This window comes from Candidatus Pseudomonas auctus, from assembly GCF_048654275.1.
GTDB classification, from domain to species: Bacteria; Pseudomonadota; Gammaproteobacteria; order Pseudomonadales; family Pseudomonadaceae; genus Aquipseudomonas; species Aquipseudomonas pharyngis.
The window spans coordinates 260,180-277,865 of the sequence record NZ_JBJYZK010000001.1; the positions used below are offsets into that span (position 1 = coordinate 260,180).

The 17,686-nt window shown below is 60.7% G+C and carries 16 protein-coding genes; 3 read left to right on the plus strand and 13 right to left on the minus strand.

The annotated features are described in order from the left end of the window. Window positions 1-92 precede the first annotated feature (92 nt). Window positions 93-1,112, minus strand: a complete 1,020-nt coding sequence (locus tag ACKUG4_RS01210) for a GlxA family transcriptional regulator (RefSeq protein WP_011333875.1) — start codon at window positions 1,110-1,112, stop codon at window positions 93-95. Window positions 1,113-1,387: 275 nt separating this feature from the next. On the opposite strand from ACKUG4_RS01210, the gene ACKUG4_RS01215 reads away from it, so the two are divergent. Next, window positions 1,388-2,347 (plus strand): MBL fold metallo-hydrolase, encoded by a 960-nt coding sequence (locus ACKUG4_RS01215; RefSeq protein ID WP_064596038.1) that lies wholly within the window; start codon window positions 1,388-1,390, stop codon window positions 2,345-2,347. 143 nt (window positions 2,348-2,490) lie between these two features. Here ACKUG4_RS01215 and ACKUG4_RS01220 read toward each other — a convergent pair whose 3' ends face one another. The 5 genes from ACKUG4_RS01220 to ACKUG4_RS01240 all read right to left on the minus strand — a co-directional run bounded on the left by ACKUG4_RS01220 (window position 2,491) and on the right by ACKUG4_RS01240 (window position 6,738). Further along, on the minus strand, window positions 2,491-2,865 hold the full coding sequence (locus ACKUG4_RS01220) for a response regulator (protein WP_221399550.1): 375 nt from the start codon (window positions 2,863-2,865) through the stop codon (window positions 2,491-2,493). A gap of 126 nt (window positions 2,866-2,991) precedes the next feature. Continuing rightward, on the minus strand, window positions 2,992-3,516 hold the full coding sequence (locus ACKUG4_RS01225; RefSeq protein WP_445433216.1) for a hypothetical protein: 525 nt from the start codon (window positions 3,514-3,516) through the stop codon (window positions 2,992-2,994). 15 nt (window positions 3,517-3,531) lie between these two features. Beyond that, complete coding sequence (locus tag ACKUG4_RS01230; protein WP_085747380.1) at window positions 3,532-4,242, minus strand: GlxA family transcriptional regulator; 711 nt, start codon at window positions 4,240-4,242, stop codon at window positions 3,532-3,534. Between the two features lie 47 nt (window positions 4,243-4,289). Further along, window positions 4,290-5,744, minus strand: a complete 1,455-nt coding sequence (locus ACKUG4_RS01235; protein ID WP_011333880.1) for a sensor histidine kinase — start codon at window positions 5,742-5,744, stop codon at window positions 4,290-4,292. Window positions 5,745-6,090: 346 nt separating this feature from the next. After that, window positions 6,091-6,738, minus strand: a complete 648-nt coding sequence (locus tag ACKUG4_RS01240; protein ID WP_011333881.1) for a response regulator transcription factor — start codon at window positions 6,736-6,738, stop codon at window positions 6,091-6,093. A gap of 402 nt (window positions 6,739-7,140) precedes the next feature. Between ACKUG4_RS01240 and ACKUG4_RS01245 the strand changes: the two genes are divergently transcribed. After that, window positions 7,141-8,115 carry a LysR family transcriptional regulator gene (locus tag ACKUG4_RS01245; protein WP_039772405.1) on the plus strand — a complete coding sequence of 325 codons (975 nt, stop codon included), beginning with the start codon at window positions 7,141-7,143 and terminating at the stop codon, window positions 8,113-8,115. Window positions 8,116-8,225: 110 nt separating this feature from the next. On the opposite strand, the gene ACKUG4_RS01250 is transcribed toward ACKUG4_RS01245, so the two are convergent. Then, window positions 8,226-9,044 (minus strand): alpha/beta fold hydrolase, encoded by an 819-nt coding sequence (locus ACKUG4_RS01250; RefSeq protein ID WP_445433469.1) that lies wholly within the window; start codon window positions 9,042-9,044, stop codon window positions 8,226-8,228. 345 nt (window positions 9,045-9,389) lie between these two features. Then, window positions 9,390-11,564, minus strand: a complete 2,175-nt coding sequence (locus ACKUG4_RS01255) for a TonB-dependent siderophore receptor (protein WP_085646411.1) — start codon at window positions 11,562-11,564, stop codon at window positions 9,390-9,392. 404 nt (window positions 11,565-11,968) lie between these two features. Here ACKUG4_RS01255 and ACKUG4_RS01260 point away from each other — a divergent pair, with 404 nt between their 5' ends. Then, a complete protein-coding gene (locus ACKUG4_RS01260; RefSeq protein ID WP_085646412.1) occupies window positions 11,969-12,409 on the plus strand; it encodes a hypothetical protein in 441 nt (146 codons plus the stop codon). A gap of 123 nt (window positions 12,410-12,532) precedes the next feature. On the opposite strand, the gene ACKUG4_RS01265 is transcribed toward ACKUG4_RS01260, so the two are convergent. From ACKUG4_RS01265 to ACKUG4_RS01285, 5 genes are all read right to left on the minus strand, one after another. Beyond that, window positions 12,533-12,952 (minus strand): organic hydroperoxide resistance protein, encoded by a 420-nt coding sequence (locus ACKUG4_RS01265; RefSeq protein WP_445433217.1) that lies wholly within the window; start codon window positions 12,950-12,952, stop codon window positions 12,533-12,535. A 316-nt stretch (window positions 12,953-13,268) separates the two neighbouring features. Then, a complete protein-coding gene (locus ACKUG4_RS01270) occupies window positions 13,269-13,430 on the minus strand; it encodes a hypothetical protein (RefSeq protein ID WP_166742318.1) in 162 nt (53 codons plus the stop codon). A gap of 157 nt (window positions 13,431-13,587) precedes the next feature. Next, window positions 13,588-14,940 (minus strand): c-type cytochrome, encoded by a 1,353-nt coding sequence (locus ACKUG4_RS01275; protein WP_445433218.1) that lies wholly within the window; start codon window positions 14,938-14,940, stop codon window positions 13,588-13,590. A gap of 17 nt (window positions 14,941-14,957) precedes the next feature. After that, window positions 14,958-17,207 (minus strand): xanthine dehydrogenase family protein molybdopterin-binding subunit, encoded by a 2,250-nt coding sequence (locus ACKUG4_RS01280; protein WP_445433219.1) that lies wholly within the window; start codon window positions 17,205-17,207, stop codon window positions 14,958-14,960. Next, window positions 17,207-17,662 carry a (2Fe-2S)-binding protein gene (locus ACKUG4_RS01285; protein WP_027613020.1) on the minus strand — a complete coding sequence of 152 codons (456 nt, stop codon included), beginning with the start codon at window positions 17,660-17,662 and terminating at the stop codon, window positions 17,207-17,209. Before ACKUG4_RS01285 ends, ACKUG4_RS01280 begins: the two co-directional genes overlap by 1 nt. Window positions 17,663-17,686: the final 24 nt, after the last annotated feature.

A 17,686-nucleotide genomic window follows, 5' to 3' on the forward strand; every position in this document is an offset into this window, starting at 1 on the left:
GATACGCCGCTCGGTTCGGCGGTGTACTTATACGTGTGTATAGCGACCGTATTTGAACGTCTGCGAGCCCGACGCCATTGCGCTGTGTGGCGTCAGCGCGAGAACCGGCTGCGGTATTCCCGGGGCGAGACCGAGAGGTGACGGTAGAAGGTGTCGCGCATGCGTTCTTCGTCGCCAAACCCGCACAACTGTGCGATCTGGTCGATGTTGCGCTGAGAGTCTTCGAGCATTCGTCGCGCCGCTTCCAGGCGAAACAGCTCGAGTGCCTTGGCCGGCGTGCGGCCGATCTTGCGTTTGTAGACCCGCGCGAAATTGCGCGGGCTCATCTGCGCCTGTCGGGCCAGCGATTCGACGCTCAATTGCGGGTCGCCGAGGTTTTCGCTGATCCACAGGTGCAATTCTTCGAAGCAGCCTCTGTCGTCGATCTGCGCTTGCAGCAACTGGCTGAACTGCGCTTGACCGCCAGGGCGTTTAAGAAAAACCACCAGCTCCCGCGCCACCTTCAACGCTACGGCGCGGCCGCAATCGGCCTCGACCAGCGCCAGCGCCATGTCGATCCCGGTGGTGACCCCGGCGGAAGTCCAGACGTTGCCTTGCTGGATGTAGATCGCATCAAGGTCGACATCGACACTCGGAAAACCACCCTTGAGCATGTCGCACATGCCCCAGTGGGTGGTTGCGCGCAAGCCTTCCAGCAGCCCGGCCTGGGCCAGCAGAAAAGTGCCGCTGCACACCGAGGCGGTGCGCCTGGCCTTGGCTGACGCCGCGCGCAGCCAGTCGACCAACGCAACATTGTCGAGCATGGCCTGACGGATGTTCGGCGCACCGGGCACGATCAGCGTATCGATGGTTGTCTCGTCAAAGGTGCGCAGGGCCAAGGTGTTGACCGACAGCCCTTCGGCGGTGGCGATCAATCCGCCGTCCAGGCTTGCGGTGTGCAACGCGTAGCCAGGCAAGCCGCGTTCGGCCATGGCCTTGGACGCGGCCCAGAACACGGTTTGTGCGCCGGTCAGGTCCAGCAAGCCCATCTGCGGATACGCCAGGAACACCAGCGTGCGCGGTTGCGCGAGCAAGCAGGTGAGAGGGTCGGGTTGGTGAAAAATAGAGTTCATGACTGCTCAGGGACCTGATGATCGCCCGCTTTTCGGCGATCCGGTGCGCCGTAGTGTCGGTGTTTGCGGGCAGGAGCGCGAATATACATTGGTATGGGCCACAGCCACCTCAACAGCGGCGTTACTCGGTCGATGTGGTTCAAGCCCTATACCCGCGTATGGTGTTGGACGTCGTGGTCGCGATGCACACTCGATTTCAAGGCGCGCCATTCAGCGCTTGCGCCAGCAAGGGCATTCGTCCGGGAAATTTTGACTCAGCCAAGAGGAAAGCGACCATGTCAACGTATCTGAATCACTCCAATCAAACCAACGCAACCGATGACCGGCAGGCGTCCGTCACCCGCCAGCCATTTGCTCCGGCGCAGGAGCTGGTGCCATCGCGCTACGCACTGCAGGTCGGCGACATTGACGTGGTGGTGATCAGCGACGGCGTACTGCCGCTGCCGACCTCGACCATGTCCACAAATGCCGACCCGCAGGCTCGCGCCGCCTGGTTCAAGGACATGTTCCTGGGGCCGGACGCGTTTGACTGGGCACTCAACGTGCTGGTCGTGCGCAGCGGCGAGCAGATCATTCTGGTCGACGCCGGACTGGGCGGGCAGTTTCCCGGTTTCCCCCGGGCCGGCCAGTTGCCGAAACGCCTGGAAGCGGCGGGCATCGATCTGGCCAGCGTGACTGACATCGTGATCACCCACATGCACATGGACCATGTCGGCGGTCTGCTGGTCGACGAGGTGAAGAGCCGGTTGCGTGCGGACGTGCGCATTCACGTCTCGGCAAAAGAGGTCGAGTTCTGGGAGACGCCGGACTTCACCCAGACCGTCATGCCGGCGCCAGTGCCTGACGTTCTGCGCGCGACGGCCAATCAGTTCATTAACGATTACCGCCGCCAGGTGCGCACCTTCGAGGATGAATACGAAGTGGCGCCGGGGGTGGTGGTGAAACTCACCGGCGGTCACACGCCGGGGCACAGTATTGTCTACGTCAACTCGGGCGGCGAACGCCTGACCTTTGCTGGCGACGCCCTGTTTCCGGTGGCCTTCGAGCATCCGGAATGGCACAACGGTTTCGAGCATGATCCTGAAGAGTCGGTGCGTGTCCGCGTACGCCTGATGCGTGAGGCGGCGGCGAGTGGCGAGTGGTTTGTCGCCACCCACCTGCCGTTCCCGTCGGTGGGCCGCGTGGCGGTCGATGGCGATGCGTTCCGCTGGATTGCAGCGTTCTGGGATTACTGATCGGCTGTCGGCGGCCCGGCTGCATTCGGCCGGGCTCGATAAAAATCAGGCCCCGAAGTGATGAACTTGCGGGGCCTTTTTTTGCTTTGAGGTTTGTCGGTCGGGCAGCGGCGGCTCTGCATCGAGTTGTTCGAGAGGACCGCTCAACGACGGCGCATCAGCGCCTGCTCGATGCAAGCCAGCAGAGCCTCGGTATGGAACGGTTTGGAGAAATAACCTTCCGGCGTCCTTACCCGGGCACTGAACTCGGGGGGCAGGCCCGGTTTGCCCGTGATGAAAATCGTCGGAATATGGATCTTCCTGGCCGCCAGCGCCTCGTACATTTCGACCCCGCACATGCCGGGCATCTGAATGTCCGAGATCAGACACCCGGTCTGCTCTGGCGCGCTCGATTCAAGAAATGCAAAAGCACTGTTGAATGTCTTGACCGTATAACCGCAAGACCGCAACAAACTGTCCATTGAAACCAGAACAAGTTCGTCATCATCGACAACTGAAACAATAGCTGAGTTGAACATGGGAAACCTTGCGTTCTTTGCGGGTGTCTGTCGCGCCCGCCATACTTGCAAGATACGCTTTCAAAAATTGTGGAATAGTATACGTGGGTATGTTTGGTTGGTTTTTTTGTTAGTTGCGAAAGTTAATCAATGTTCAGCAAATAAATGGTTGTTGATTAACGAAAGAAAGTAACTGTTATGTCGAGTGCAGGCTTCAAAGAGTTGTCGGCTGGCGTAGTCGTTGTTGGCAATTGCGCTGGCGCCACAGTCGCGGAACAAGGCATCGGCGGCCCGTAGTCGGCGCAGGGCGCGGTCAATGCCTTTAAGGCAGTCGGCAAAGCATAAAGGTTCGGGAGCCTCATTGAGGTGGTAGAGCGCGTCGCGCTGGGCATGGCCGCCCAGGTCGGTGATGCCGGTGACGAGAAAGTCGGCGTAACGGGTATTGGCATTCAACAGCCTGCGAAACAGCGTCTGCACCGGTAAAAAGCTGACAGCGTGCAGTGTCTGCTGGCTGTGCCTGAGCCGCGCCAGAATGCTCAGCGTCGCGCTCAGGGTCTGCGTCAATGCGTCGATGATCTCCACGCGCTCAGCGGTGGACAACGATATGTGCGTGCCATAGCGGGTGACGCAGGGCGGGTGACTGACCAGGTACAGTGTGTGCGGTGCGTTCATGACCACCGTCTCCGGCTAGCGCTCGTGCGCGATTGAATGTTGTGATTGCAGCAGCGGACTCCACTGTTTCTGGTTGTCCGGGCGTCGGTAGTACACCACCATGCGCCGGGCGACCTGCATGGCCAGCTCGCGACCGTGATCGGCCTCGACCAGTGCCAGCGCCAGATCGATCCCGGCGCTGACGCCGGCGCAGGTCCACACCGATGCCTGGTGGACGAAGATGGCCTCGCGATCCAGCTCGACCCTGGGGAACAGCCGCTCGAACATGTCAGCCATCAACCAGTGTGTCGCCACGCGCAGTCCATCGAGCAGTCCGGCCTGAGCCAGGAAAAAAGCACCGCTGCATACCGACGTCGTACGGTTGGCCGTGGCTGACGTGGCGCGCAACCAATCGACCAGCGGCGCGTTGTCTCGCAACGCCTGGCTGATGAACGCCGAGCCCGGAACGATCAACGTATTGATCGGCTCGTCGCCGAGCTCATCCAGCCGCCGGGTTTGAACCACCAGGCCTTCGCCGGTCTGCACCGGCCCGCCTTGCAGGCTCGCGGTGTGCAAGGCATAACCGGGCAAACCGAGTTGCGCCAGTCCGCACGTCGCCGCCCAGAAAACGGTCTGCGCCCCGGTCAGATCCAGCAGGCCCATTTGCGGGTATGCCACGAACACGACGGTTCGTTCGTGTACCGGGGTTTCGGGTTCTGCGCCGGGGTTTGTACGTTGGATAGACAATGCGGGTCTCCATATCGCCACCGGGCGACATCAGGGGTGGGTGGTTGTCATTGATCGTGTTCGAGCGCAGCCAATGGAATCGCAAACACAAACTGGGTGCCGACGCCCTCGGTACTGTTGACCCAGATGCGGCCGCCGTGGAATTCAATGATCGAACGGCATATCGAGAGGCCCATTCCCAGGCCGGTGGGCTTGGTGGTGAAGAATGGGTCGAACAGCGAAGGCAGGATGTCCTCGGCAATGCCGACGCCGGAGTCGGCGATTTCAAGCACGGCCTCGTTGTGCAGGATCGAGGTGGTGATCCGCAGCGTCCGGGCGCGGTCAAGCACATTGGCCATGGCCTGGCAGGCGTTGATGATCAGATTGATGATGACTTGCTGCAGTTGTACCCGGTCACCTTTGATCCGCGCACCGTGAGTGCCCAGTCGGGCGTGCGGGCGAACCTCATGGAAGCTGATGTCATGTTGCATCAGCGTCAGCGAGTCACTGACGATGTCGTCGAACACTTCGACATTGCGCTGCACCTCGCTGTGTCGCGATAACGCTCGAATACAGGCGATGACATCGGAGACCCTGACCGAGTTTTGAATGATCCGGTCCAGCGAACGGCGGGCTTCTTCCAGGTTGGGTTCGGGCCGGTTGATCCAGCGTTTGCAGGATTCACCGCTGGTGATGACCGCTGCCAGCGGCTGATTGATTTCGTGGGCAATCGACGCGGCCAGTTCGCCCATGGAAGTCAGGCGCGTGACGTGGGCGAGGGTGGCTTGCGAGTGAAACAACGCCTCTTCCGACTGTTTGCTGGCGGTGACGTCCATCAGCGCCCCGGCGTATTGCGTGCGCCCGCGATGTCTGGGCAACGGGCTGGCGATCATCTGCACGTGCTTGATCCGACCATCCGGCATGAGCAGCCGATGCTCGACTTCGACCAGCTCCTGCCGGCGCGCAAACTGCTCCAGCACCTGATCGATAACCGGCAGGTCGTCGGGATGAGTGCGTGACTTGACCAGCGCCAGTGTCGGGGTGACGTCCGGCGAATACTCGAAAATACGCGACGACTCTTGCGACCATGACACGCTGACTTTTTTATCGATGATGAAACCGATACTGCCGGTGTGGGTAAGTTTCTGTGCGCCCAGAAAGAACGCTTCCTTGCGCCGCAGCGTTTCAGTGGCGCGTTTGCTGCGCAACGCGAGCAGGGAAATGGTCGTCAGCGCGATCAGGCACCTGACGAATCCGGCGATGCTGCGGTGATCGCGATAACCTTCATCGACCAGGAAGTCGGCCGTCAGCAGCGTGAGGCAACCCAACGCGACGGCAAGAAATACCGGTACCGGGAAGATGTTCGCTGACATGAATACCAGCGTGATGTAGAACAACGTCGGCGCAACGTCCAGATCAAGGTACGCATTGGTGATATAGATCATGCTGCCGACCGCTATGGCGCAAAGCCAGGCGAAGGCGTCTGAACAAAGAAGTTGTGCGCGACGTTTGATGATAGACATTTATTCTTCCAGATTTTTGCTATCGGACGGCAGGGCGTGTTCTTTCGATGAAGCAGGCAAACGCTATGAAAGGCGTATTGATGAAGAGGTTAAAAAGTCTGAAGTTGTTTTTCAGGCATGACGGTTGTTGGCGACTGTCTGTCATTCACCAATCGTTGTATTGAGTAATGGTTATTTGAATAAAGATCTTATTCGAAGACTTCTACGCTGGCACTGCTGCATTGGGTCATTTGCAGTATGACTGCGTATTAACCGGCTATACCCAAGTGTTAGTTGTTCGGAACTTGAGTGTTGATTGTGCCGGCCAGCCACGGCGGCTTGAGCCATACCGTATCGTTTCATTCGGTCACCGATGTGCAGGCAGCGCCGCGATGACTTCGGCCATGCGCACCAGGTCGGCAAATGAGCGCGCGCCCATCTTGCGCATGGCCTGGCCCCGGTGGATCTTCACAGTGATTTCACTGAGGCCGATTTCCCCGGCGATCTGCTTGTTCATCAAGCCTGAGGCCGCCAGCGCCATGACCGTCTGCTCCCGGGGTGTCAACGTCCCATGACGGGCGCGCAGTTCATCGGCATGTCGCCCGGACTCGCGACGCTGCTTGTCCCGCGAGTGTGCGGCGCAGACGGCATCGATCAGGTCCTGCTCGCGAAACGGTTTGGTCAGGAAGTCCACCGCGCCGGCTTTCATCGCGCGCACGGTCATGGCGATATCGCCGTGTCCGGTGATGAACACGATTGGCACATTGATTCCGGCGGTGGCCAGTTCATTCTGGAAATCCAGCCCGCTGCTGCCTTGCAGGCGCACGTCGAGTACCAGGCAACTCAGCGTGTCCGGACGTTGATACGTCATGAACTCGGCGACCGACCCGAACAGCTCCACCCGCAGACCAATGGAGCGCAACAGGCTGCCGAGGGATTCGCGCAACGCGGCATCGTCGTCGACGATGAATACCACCGGCTCGCTGGGGTTGTTGCTGATGGGATTGTTGTTCATTGCTCTTTTCCCAAAAGGTTGTGACGTTGTGGCGAATCCCTTGGCCGGGCGGCCGGTGTTTGCTCGTGCGGGTTGATGCCCGACCAGAGACACGGTCCCGCTGGCGATAGCGCCGTGCGACACGTTGCGCAGGTGTGGGCGTGAGTAGATAGACGGTTAAGCATCGTAGTGGCGCAGCACGCCGTCAGCTAGGACAAAAAACCCGAAAAAACGGCCATTGCACCGGTCTTTGCGCGGCCCGATGCAGCTATCGGTTTCAAACGGTTCATACACAAGTATCAAAACACTCACCTAACGCATGATCCCGCTGTCCCCAAGTACCACAGACGTCCGGCAGCCGCGCCCTTAACCTTTATCAGCTCTCCGTCGATCTCAATGGCCGCGTGCCGGGTGGTGAACTTCATGAACAGAAATGAACTCCGTCGTGTCGACATCAATCTGCTGGTGGTCTTCGAGACGCTGATGCATGAGCGCAACGTCAGCCGGGTCGGCGAGAAGCTGTTTCTCGGTCAACCAACCATCAGTGCAGCGCTGGGGCGTTTGCGTGTGCTTTTTGACGATCCGTTGTTCGTTCGTGCGGGGAGGGTGATGGAGCCGACAAGGCGGGCCGAGGAAATTTTCGCCAACCTGACGCCGGCGCTGGATGGCGTTGTCGCGGCGTTGAGCCGTTGTCAGCCCTTCGACCCAGCTACCAGCGAGGTGACCTTTCAGGTCGGCCTGTCCGACGATGTCGAATACGCGTTGCTCCCGCGATTGCTGCGCCAGCTTCGTAGCGAGGCGCCGAATATTGCCTTGGTGGTGCTGCGCGTCGATCAGCAGCAGATGTCGCAGCGGCTGTTCAATGGCGAGATTTCTCTGGGCATCAGCCCTACGCTCGATCTGCCGGCCAACGCCCGACGCAAGAGTCTGCGGTCGATCCGGCCGATGCTTTTGCGCTCGGACACCCGTCCGGGGCTGCTGGCGCTTGATGAATTCTGCGAGCGACCGCACGCCATCGTGTCATCCATGGGCAAAGCCAAAGACGACACCGACCACGCGCTGGACCTGCTCGGACGTCGGCGCAAAGTGGTGCTTGCAGTGCCGCAGTTCAGTGCCTTGCCAAGGTTGTTGGCGCAGAGCGACATGCTGGTCATCGTTCCGGATTACGTGGCCAGGGCCATGGCCTCGGTGAATGGCATCAGGGCCGAGCCGGCCCCTCTGTTGCTGCCATCGCGGGAGCTTTCCATGGTCTGGCGTGCCGCTGCGCACAACGATTGCGCTCAGCGTTGGCTGCGTTCGCGTTGCCAGGCATTTCTTGGCACGCCGATTGAGTTGCAGGTAGTGCCCAAGCTGCGCCCGGCGTTGCCCTTCGATCAGACGTTGATGATGGCCCGGTAGATAACTGCAACGGCTGTGTGATTCGCCCAATAAAAAAGCTCCGACTCGATCGGAGCTTTTCTTTTCAGGGGGCTGTACGTGGCTTGTCGTGAGGGCGCGGCCCTGGAAACTCATGCATTGATAAACGCCAGCAGGTCCGCGTTGATGGTGTCGCCGTTTGTGGTGCACATGCCATGGGGCTGGCCGGGGTAGGTTTTCAGCGTACCGTGCTTGAGCAATTTGATTGAGAGGTGAGCCGAATTGGTGATCGGCACGATCTGGTCATCTTCACCGTGCAGCACCAGGGTCGGCACATCGATGTTTTTCAGGTCATCGGTGAAGTCGGTTTCGGAGAACGCGCTGATGCAGTCGTACTGCGCCTTGATCCCGCCGTTCATGCCCTGACGCCACCAGTTTTCGACGATCGCTTCAGACACTTTCGCACCTGGGCGATTGAAGCCGTAGAACGGTCCGCTCGGGAAGTCACGATAAAACTGGCTGCGATTCTGCGCGAGTGCTTTGCGCAACCCGTCAAACACCTCCATCGGCAGGCCGCCGGGATTTTTTGCGGTGCGCAGCATGATCGGCGGCACGGCGCCGATCAGCACGGCCTTGGCCACCCGGCCGCGACCATGCCGCGCCACGTAGCGCGCCACTTCACCGCCGCCGGTGGAGTGGCCGATGTGCACGGCGTTGCGGATGTTCAGGTGCGCCATCAACTCGGCAACGTCGGCGGCGTAGGTGTCCATTTCGTTGCCCGTGGCGGTCTGCGAAGAGCGACCATGGCCACGTCGATCATGGGCAATGACGCGAAAGCCCTTGCTGAGGAAGAACAGCATTTGCGCATCCCAGTCATCACCGGAAAGGGGCCAGCCGTGATGGAAAACGATCGGCTGGCCCTGGCCCCAATCCTTGTAGAAAATCTGCGTGCCATCCCTGACGGTGAGCATTCCCGAGCCACTGCCGTTGCCGGCGCTTTTGCTGACCCCTGACGCGGATGCTGGTGTCTGCTGTGTCGCCAGCGCCGGCAATGCCACCGCCAGGGTTGCGGCCATGGCGCCCGTCGTGATCAAGCCACGACGGGTGGTTCCGTTTTTCTCGTCAGTCATTTTGAACACCCATTGAGTTAAATAAGTTGCACAGGCGGCGCAAGGCTGCAGTCCTGGCCGAAGGCAATCTTTGGGCAAAGGTGTACGACTGACCACCAGACATGGGTTTTTGAAATTAACGCTTTGGTATGTAGGGCGTGGCGGGAGGAGTGCTGCGGGGTTGGCGCGTCCCTGCGCCTGGACAACTCAGAAGGTGTACTTGGCCGTCAGCATCATGTTGCGCGGCGTGCCATAGCTGTCGCCGCCGTAGCTGACGGAGTTGGCGATGGTGGAGTAGTACTTGCGGTCGAAGATGTTGTTGGCGTTGAGTTGCAGATCGAGGTTGTCATTGACCCGGTAGCCGGCCATCAGGTCGGTCACGGCGTACGCGCCTTGCTTGAGGCGGTAGTTGCCGCCATCGAGCAGTTCGATGTCGTTGTACATGCGGCTCTGCCAGGAGATGTTGCCGCCCACACGCAGTTTTTCCAGCGGGCCCTGGAAGTTGTAGCGGGTGGTGAGTTTGAACAGGTGTTCCGGGGTGTCGGTGTCGAACTGCTTGTTGACGTTCTGCGGGTTCGCCTCGTCTTTGATGGTGTGCGTGCGGGCGTAGGTGTAGCCGCCGCCGATCTGCCAGTTGTCGGTGAGCGCGCCTTGCAGCTCGAGGTCGATACCCTGGCTGCGGATCTCGCCGGAGGCTTCATAGCAGGAAGACTGCGGGCAGTTCGGGACGAACACTTGCACCGCGCGGTTTTCCTGATCGACGCGGAACACGGCGAGGCTGGCGTTCAGCGCGCCGCCCAGGTATTCACCCTTGATGCCGACCTCGTAGTTCTTGCCCACGATCGGCTTGACCGGGTTACCGGAGGTGCCCTTGTTGCTCTGCGGGGTGAAGATGTCGCTGTAGCTGGCGTACACCGAATGATGGTCGTCCAGCTCGTAGATCAGGCCGGCATAGCGGGTGACGTTGCGGGTGACTTTGTAGTCGCCGTCGCCATCGCGGTTGTCGTAGTCGTACCAGTCCAGACGTCCGCCGAGGATCAGCTTCAGCGGGTCGGCCAGGCTCAGGCGAGTCGTCAGGTACACGCCGTCCTGAGTGGTGACTTCACGCGTGTTGTTGGTGTGGACGAAGTCCGGTTTGCCGGCGTTGATCGGCCAGTTTGTGTCATAGGGCGAGTAGTTGTGAGTGGTCAGGTCGTAGATGCGTTTGCTGGCGCCGACCACCAGTTCATGGCTGCGCCCGAAGGCTTCGAACGGACCGCTGAAGAAGGCGTCGAGACCTGCCTGGTTTTCATCGGCCTTGGACTGGTAAACCGTGCGGGCCAGAGTGTCGTTGACCCAGCGCGACTGGTACGAGCCGGAGAACAGCGCGTTCTGCTCGGAATAGTTGGCGTTGACCTGCAGCTTCCAGTCGTTGGCCAGTTGCTGACGGATCTCGGCGAAGACCGTGTTGATCTCCTGATCCTTGTCCTCCCAGGAGGTGCCGGGGTTATACGAGCGCGGCAGATCAAGGTGATGGCCGTCGAGACCGATCATTGATGACCCCCAGAAGTAGTTGGTCCTGTCCTTCTGGTGCGAGAAACCGAGGGTCAAAGTGGTGTCGTCGCTCAGATCGGCTTCGGTGACGGCGTAGAACAGGTTGTGTTGTTCGTCCACGTCATCGATGAAGCTGTTGGCGTCGTGGTAGGACGTGACCACCCGGCCGCGCAGGGTGCCGCTGTCGTTGAGCGGGCTGGAAGCATCGAGCTCGCCGCGATAGTTGTCCCAGGTCCCGGCGGCGCCGGTCAGGGTGACGCGCTGCTCGGCCAATGGCCGTTTGCGCACCAGGTTGATCGCCGCCGAAGGGTTGCCGGCACCGGTGACCAGACCGGTCGCACCCCGAACAACCTCGACCCGATCAAACATCGCCAGATTCGGCTGGGATCCGACGTTCACGCCGTCGTAGCCGCTTGGAATGCCGTCGTACATCAGGTTGTCGATGTTGAAGCCCCGGGCTTTGTAGGCCTGTCGGCCTGGGCCGCTGGAGTAGTCGAGGAACAGCCCTGGCGTGGCGTTGACCACGTCGTTGATGCTGGTCATCGCCTGATCGTCCATGCGCTGGCGGGTGATGACGGTGACGGCTTGCGGTGTTTCGCGCAGGGTCAACGGCAGTTTGGTGGCGGTGGCCATGGTGCCGGTGGTGTAGGACTCGGAGCCTTCGGTGGTGCTGCCCAGCTGTGTCGATGTGATGGCGGTCGCGCCGAGCTCGAGGGTGGCGGGCGGGGCGGTGTCCTGCGCCTCGCGGGTTTCATCGGCCAGCGCCGGGGCCATGACGGCCATGCAGATGGCCATGGACAGGAGGTTGCGTGACGGGTTGAAACGATGCGGCGAGGTAGGGCGCGACATGAAGGATTCCTGATTTTTAAATAGCAAACATAGAGCTGTTGAGAATCATTGCTAATAATTGTGTCAGGGTTTTTTACAGCAACAAAGCGCTTCGTGAAAAAAATGTGAAATTGCGCAGGAGGAGAGGGAGGGGACAAACGTGATCAAGGAACCGCTTAAGCGCGGCACTTGCAGCGCAGGAGCCGGTTACACCGTTGGTCAGCTTGCCATGCAAACCAACAGGTTGGTGTCTACTTTTGTGGCCGGGTCAGCCAAATGACAGGAGATATTCTGAAGTCATTCAAGCGCTTTCGAGCTGACCCCGTGACGTTGATTTCAGGATGGATCTTGAATGAGGCGCGCAGCATCGCTCCGGCGATGCGTAACGGAAACCCGCGCCTTTGAACTCGTTAAGGAGAACGCAGATGGCAATCAGCCGAGTCACCGAAACAACCGATAAAACCGCACTCGTCAAAGCCGAGGTGTACCGCTGGTACAACCTCTTTTTCCCGTGGTCGCGCGGTGTGGCGTCCCAGTCGGAAGACGCGATCAAGCCTTTGTACGATGCCCTGGCGAATGATTTCCGGGTGGTGCTCACGGACGGTCAGATCATGAACCGGGAAAATTACTGGGAACGCCTTTGGGGCCTGCACGGCCAGCGTGCCGGCAGCCCCGAATCGCACATCATCAATCTCTCGATCACACCGCTTCCCGGTGATTTCTTCCTGACGGTTTTCGACCTGGTCAAGAACGGGATCACCAAGAAGAAAGTCGACTCGGCGCTCATGCGCCTCGACCCGGATTCGCCATCGGGAATCTCGTGGATTTACGTCCACGAAAGCGAGCACGAGACATCGTTCGCGTAAATCATTCAATGACCGTTCGCGCCTCTGGTTGTTTGAACCGGAGGAACGGCATCGCTCAACTCTGTAAAAAAAAACCGCCCGAAGCCGTGCATCGGGCGGTTTGCAGGATCAAACAGGGCTGATTCAGATCAGCCGCAGGGTGACGTCGATGTTGCCGCGAGTGGCTTTTGAGTAAGGGCAGGTCTGATGCGCAGCGTCCACCAGCGCCTGGGCAACCGTAGGCTCCAGCCCCGGCAGGCTGACATTCAAGCGCGCCTGAAGAAAGAATGCATCGCCGGCCTTGCCCAGATCGATTTCGGTTTCGACCGCCACATCCGCCGGAAGCCTGATCTTCTGTGCCGCGGCTGCCTTGCCCATGGCGCCGATGAAGCAGGCTGACCAACCGGCGGCCAACAGTTGTTCCGGATTGGTGCCGCTGCCATTCGAGCCCGGTGGCGAAAGCTTGATGTCCAGGTTGCCGTCCGAGCTGCGTGAGGCGCCATCGCGCCCGCCAGTGGTGCGGGTCTTGCCGGTGTACAGCACGGTGTCGAGTTGATTGATCATGGAAATACCTGCCTGTGATGGGGGATGTCGGACAGCGAAGGTTCCGATGGCCCACACTTTTGCATTGGCATGTACCCGAGATGTGTCATGCAGCGGAGTTTTTGTATCGCTCTGTAGCCTTATCGGTGTGGAAGGGGTCAAGGGCGCAACCAGGCTGGATGTAAGTGGGAGAGGACTTGCAGGTGGCGTTAGTCCAGAGTGAAACGGATAGAGCTGACTGGCGGTTGATCTCGTATTCACCCCTGGCCGTTTTCAACCGGGTGCAGCGCAGGGGGAGCCGAAAGCCCGGACCTTGCCGGGCGGGTGATGGACGTATTCAGCGCGAATCGGCGTTTCGCGTACGTTGCGTTGCAGATGCTTCGCGGCGTCTGCGAAGCCACGTGACGACAGCATGTACCGGGTGGAGGACGGCGACGAGAACGCCAAGCAGCATGATGGTGAAGATGATGATCAGCGGGATGCTTTCATGCGAGAACATGGTGGGTAACTCCTGTAGTCACTATGTCGGAACCCGCAGACTAGACGCTTGGAGCGATGTTTTAGATGAATGTATGTTCATTCGACGAGGTGTGGAATGTGCTACGGCGCAAGGGCGTTTCCACACGCAAGTCGATGGCTCCCGTCAGGTTTTCCTCTTAACGCATCTGCAGGATGATCGGACTGCTGCTGGCCGGATCGGTGTGCTCACGTAGCTTGCCAACCGTGTTTGCATCAACAGCACTGCCCTGATTGCCCCAGGTGCTGCGCATGAAGGTCAGCACTTCGGCGATCTGCTGATCCGACAGCTGCTCACGGAAGGCCGGCATGCGATAGGCATCCGGCACGCCGGCCGTCACCACTCGTTGCGATCCATTCAGAGTGATGTTGATTGCCGAGGCACTTTCCTTGGCCAATGCCGAGGTGGCGCCCGCCAGTGGCGGCATCCACTGCGATTGACCCTTGCCGTCCAGACCGTGGCACGACGCACAGCGCGTCACGTAGGTATGCGCACCGGGCGAGTCCAGATGTTGCGCTGCCGAAACCGCTTGATACTGCCAAGGCGCGCCATCCCGTTCGCGATCCCCGGGTAGCGACTTCAGGTAGTGGGCAATCGCGGTCAGATCGTCATCGCTCATGAACTGTGTGGAGTTGTTGAACGCCTCGGTCATCGAGCCGTAGACCACCGCGTGCTGGTTGCGACCGGTCTTGAGGAACTGCACGATCTCTTGCTCGCTCCAGCGGCCCAGCCCGGTGTTGTGGTCATCGCGCAGGCTCGGTGCGTACCAGCCATCGAGCAGGGCACCGGCCAGGTATGGCTTGCCGGACTCGTCCAGGGCCTTCTCGTTGAACGCCAGGCCGCGCGGCGTGTGGCAACTGCCACAGTGTCCGGCACCCTGCACGAGATAAGCGCCGCGGTTCCATCGTTCATCCTGCGACGGTTTGGTCACATAAGGTTCGGCTTCGACAAACACACCGTTCCACAGTGCAATCGGCCAGCGCAGGTTCAGCGGAAACGGGATGGCACTGGGGATGTTCGCCTGTTTGACCGGCGCCACGCCTTTCATGAAGAACGCATACAGCGCTCGCACGTCGTCATCACTGAGCTTGGCGTAGGACGGGTAGGGCATGGCCGGGTATAAACGGCGACTGTCGGGCGCCACGCCGTGGCGCACGGCACGATCAAAGTCCGCCAGACTGTAGTGGCCGATGCCGGTTTCCGTGTCCGGGGTGATATTGGTCGCATGGATCGCGCCCAGCGGTGTGGCCATTTCCAGCCCACCGGCGAATGGCGCGCCACCCGGCACGCTGTGACAGGCCACGCAATCGCTGAGCCTGGCGACGTATTCGCCACGGGCGACCAACGCCGGGTCGATATCGGCCACGGCGATCTGAGTGTTTTCCAGGCGCGAGACAGGCTCGCGGGTGACATACCAGGCCAGCAAGCCTGCCGCGACCAGACATGGCACCGCCAGCCAGCCAGCGGTTCTTGCGAATCGGCTGTTATTCATGGACGCTCCGGGGCTGATCAACTGAAGGTGTGTCGGCTCATGGGCAGGCTGCGCACCCGTTGACCGGTCAGCGCTGCCACCGCGTTAGCGACAGCGGGCGCGACCGCAGGCAACGGCGGTTCACCGATGCCACCCATTTTTTCCCCGCTCTCGACCACGCGCACATGAACCCGTGCCATTCGCGCAGGCGGCAGGATCGGATACAAGTCGTAGTTGCGCGCCCGCGGCTTGCCATCAATCCACGCGGCTTCTTCCACCAACGTCTGCGACAGTCCCAGCGCCACGGCGCCATTGACCTGAGCCTCGACAATCGCCGGATTGACGATGCTGCCCGGGTCAATCGCTTGCCAGATGTCATGCACCTTGACCTGGCCGTTCTCGATGGACACCTCGGCGATCACCGCCGTCTCCGTACCAAACGGCGAAGCCATGGCCACCCCACGCGCGCGCCGGCTGCCATCCTCGGCGGTAAACGGCCCACGTTTCCAGCCACCTGAAAGTTCACCCACGGCTTGCAGCAGTGTGGTCAGCCGTTGGTTGCCGCGCAGTAAATGCAGGCGCAGGTCGAACGGGTCCTTGCCACCCTTGTCGGCCAGTTCATCGAGGAACGATTCATAGAAGAAGTCGTTGAGGGAATTACCCACCGAGCGCCAGTAGCCAAGCATCGCCGGACCTTTGACGTAGATCTGTGCGATGCGCTTGTTGGGGATCGCATAGGACTTGCCTGACAACCCTTCAAGCGCCGTCGGGTCGAGCTTTTCACCTTGCTTGCCGGCGAGGGCTTCGGTCGGGCCTTCGGTGGCACTGATCGCTTCGATTGCCAGCGGCCAGCCGTCGTTGTCCAGCGCGGCACGGAAATTCACGGCGGCAACCGGGCGGAGCACGTCACGCAAGAACTCTTCTTCGCGACTCCAGATCAGTTTGACCGGGCGGCCAACCGCTTTGGCCAGCGCGATGGCCTGAGGGTAGGGGCTGGCCGAGTCGTAGAGGAAATGCCGACCGAAGAACCCGCCCAGCAGCGGCGAATGCAAGGTGATGCGCGACGGATCCAGTCCTGTGCGCTTGGCGATGTCGGCGCGGAACATGTCCGGCGCCTGATTCGGCAGCCAGACCTCAAGCGAACCGTCCGGATTGAACCGGGCCAGCGCTGAAGGCGGTTCCAGTTGGCCGTGGTTCAGGTATTGGTTGTGGTAAGTGGCGTCGATCCGGGTCTTGGTCTCCTTGAGAATCGAAGCCACATCGCCTTCGTGTTCATCATCTTTGGCGGGGCTTTTATCTTCAGCGAGGCGCTTGAACCAGGCATCGCTGGAAAAGTCGGCGGGCATCGGCCGCACTTGGCTGTCGGCCGTCGGCTCTTGCCAGTCGACCTGGATCGCCTCGACGGCACGTTTGGCGTGCCACCAGCGCTCGGCGACCACCGCCACAGCGCCCGGCAGACGATGCACGGAATGCACGCCTTTCATCGCCTTGACCTGGTCTTCGTTGCGCAGGTTTCCCACGGTCATCCCCAGGCGCGGGGCATGTTGAACGGCGGCATGCAGCATGTCGTCGACCTTCAGATCGATGCTGTACAGCGCCTTGCCCGTGGACTTGTCGTAGGCATCGAGGCGCTTCACCGGTTTGCCGATCCAGCGGAACTGACTCGGATCGCGCAGCTTTACAGAGGCCGGATCGGGAACCGGCAAATCCATTGCGCGCTCGGCCAGTTCACCGTAGGCCAGCGAGCGGCCCGATTTGGCGTGCACCACTTTGCCAGGCTCGGTGCTCAACTCGCTCACCGGCACGCCAAGTTGCTGCGCGCCCGCCTGCAACAGCATGGCGCGGGCAAGGGCACCGAGGCGGCGCATGACCGGGTAACTCATGCGCACCGACATACTGCCGCCGGTGATGCGCATGCCGTTTTCCATCACCACATAGGCTTCGCCGGGTGGCGCGGCTTCGACCAGGAAGGTTGCCGGGTCGGCATCCAGCTCTTCACCGACAATCTGCGCCATCGCAGTGAACGTGCCTTGTCCGCCTTCCATGAACGGGCAGAGCAGGCGCACCCGATTGTCCGGGCGGATCTCGAGGAACGCCGGGACCTGTGTGCCGCGCTCGGCCGTCGCAGAAGCGGCAGCTTGTACGCGCGTCGTACCCAGTGGCAGACCGAAGCCGAGCACCAGTGCGCCGACGGCGGTACCGGTCAGAAAACGTCTGCGCGACACATTGATCGGTTCATGCAGATCCAGTACTGAAGCGTGCTGTGAAGGGTCGATACGAACGTTCATCACGCGTCCCCCTTGCCGGCAAGCTCATGCACGGCGGCATGAATGGCGTTGTAAGTACCGCAGCGGCACAGATTGACCATCGCCGCCTCGATCTGCGCATCACTCGGTTTGGGGTTCTGCTTGAGCAGCGCGGTGGCGGCCATTACCTGCCCGGACTGGCAGTAGCCGCACTGGGCGACCTGCAGATCGACCCAGGTCGAGACCACCCGCTTGCCCACGTCATCGGCTTCGATTGCCTCAATGGTGGTGACCTCGCGGCCAACCACACCGGCCACTGGCGTGACGCACGAGCGCACGACGTTGCCGTCCACCAGCACCGAGCAGGCGCCGCATTGCGCCAGACCGCAGCCGTACTTGGTGCCGGTCATGCCCAGATCATCGCGGATCACCCACAGCAAGGGCGTATCGGCGTCGGCATCGACCTGATAGGTCTTCTGGTTGATTCGTAGTTCCATGATTCACCCGCTGATCATCGGTTG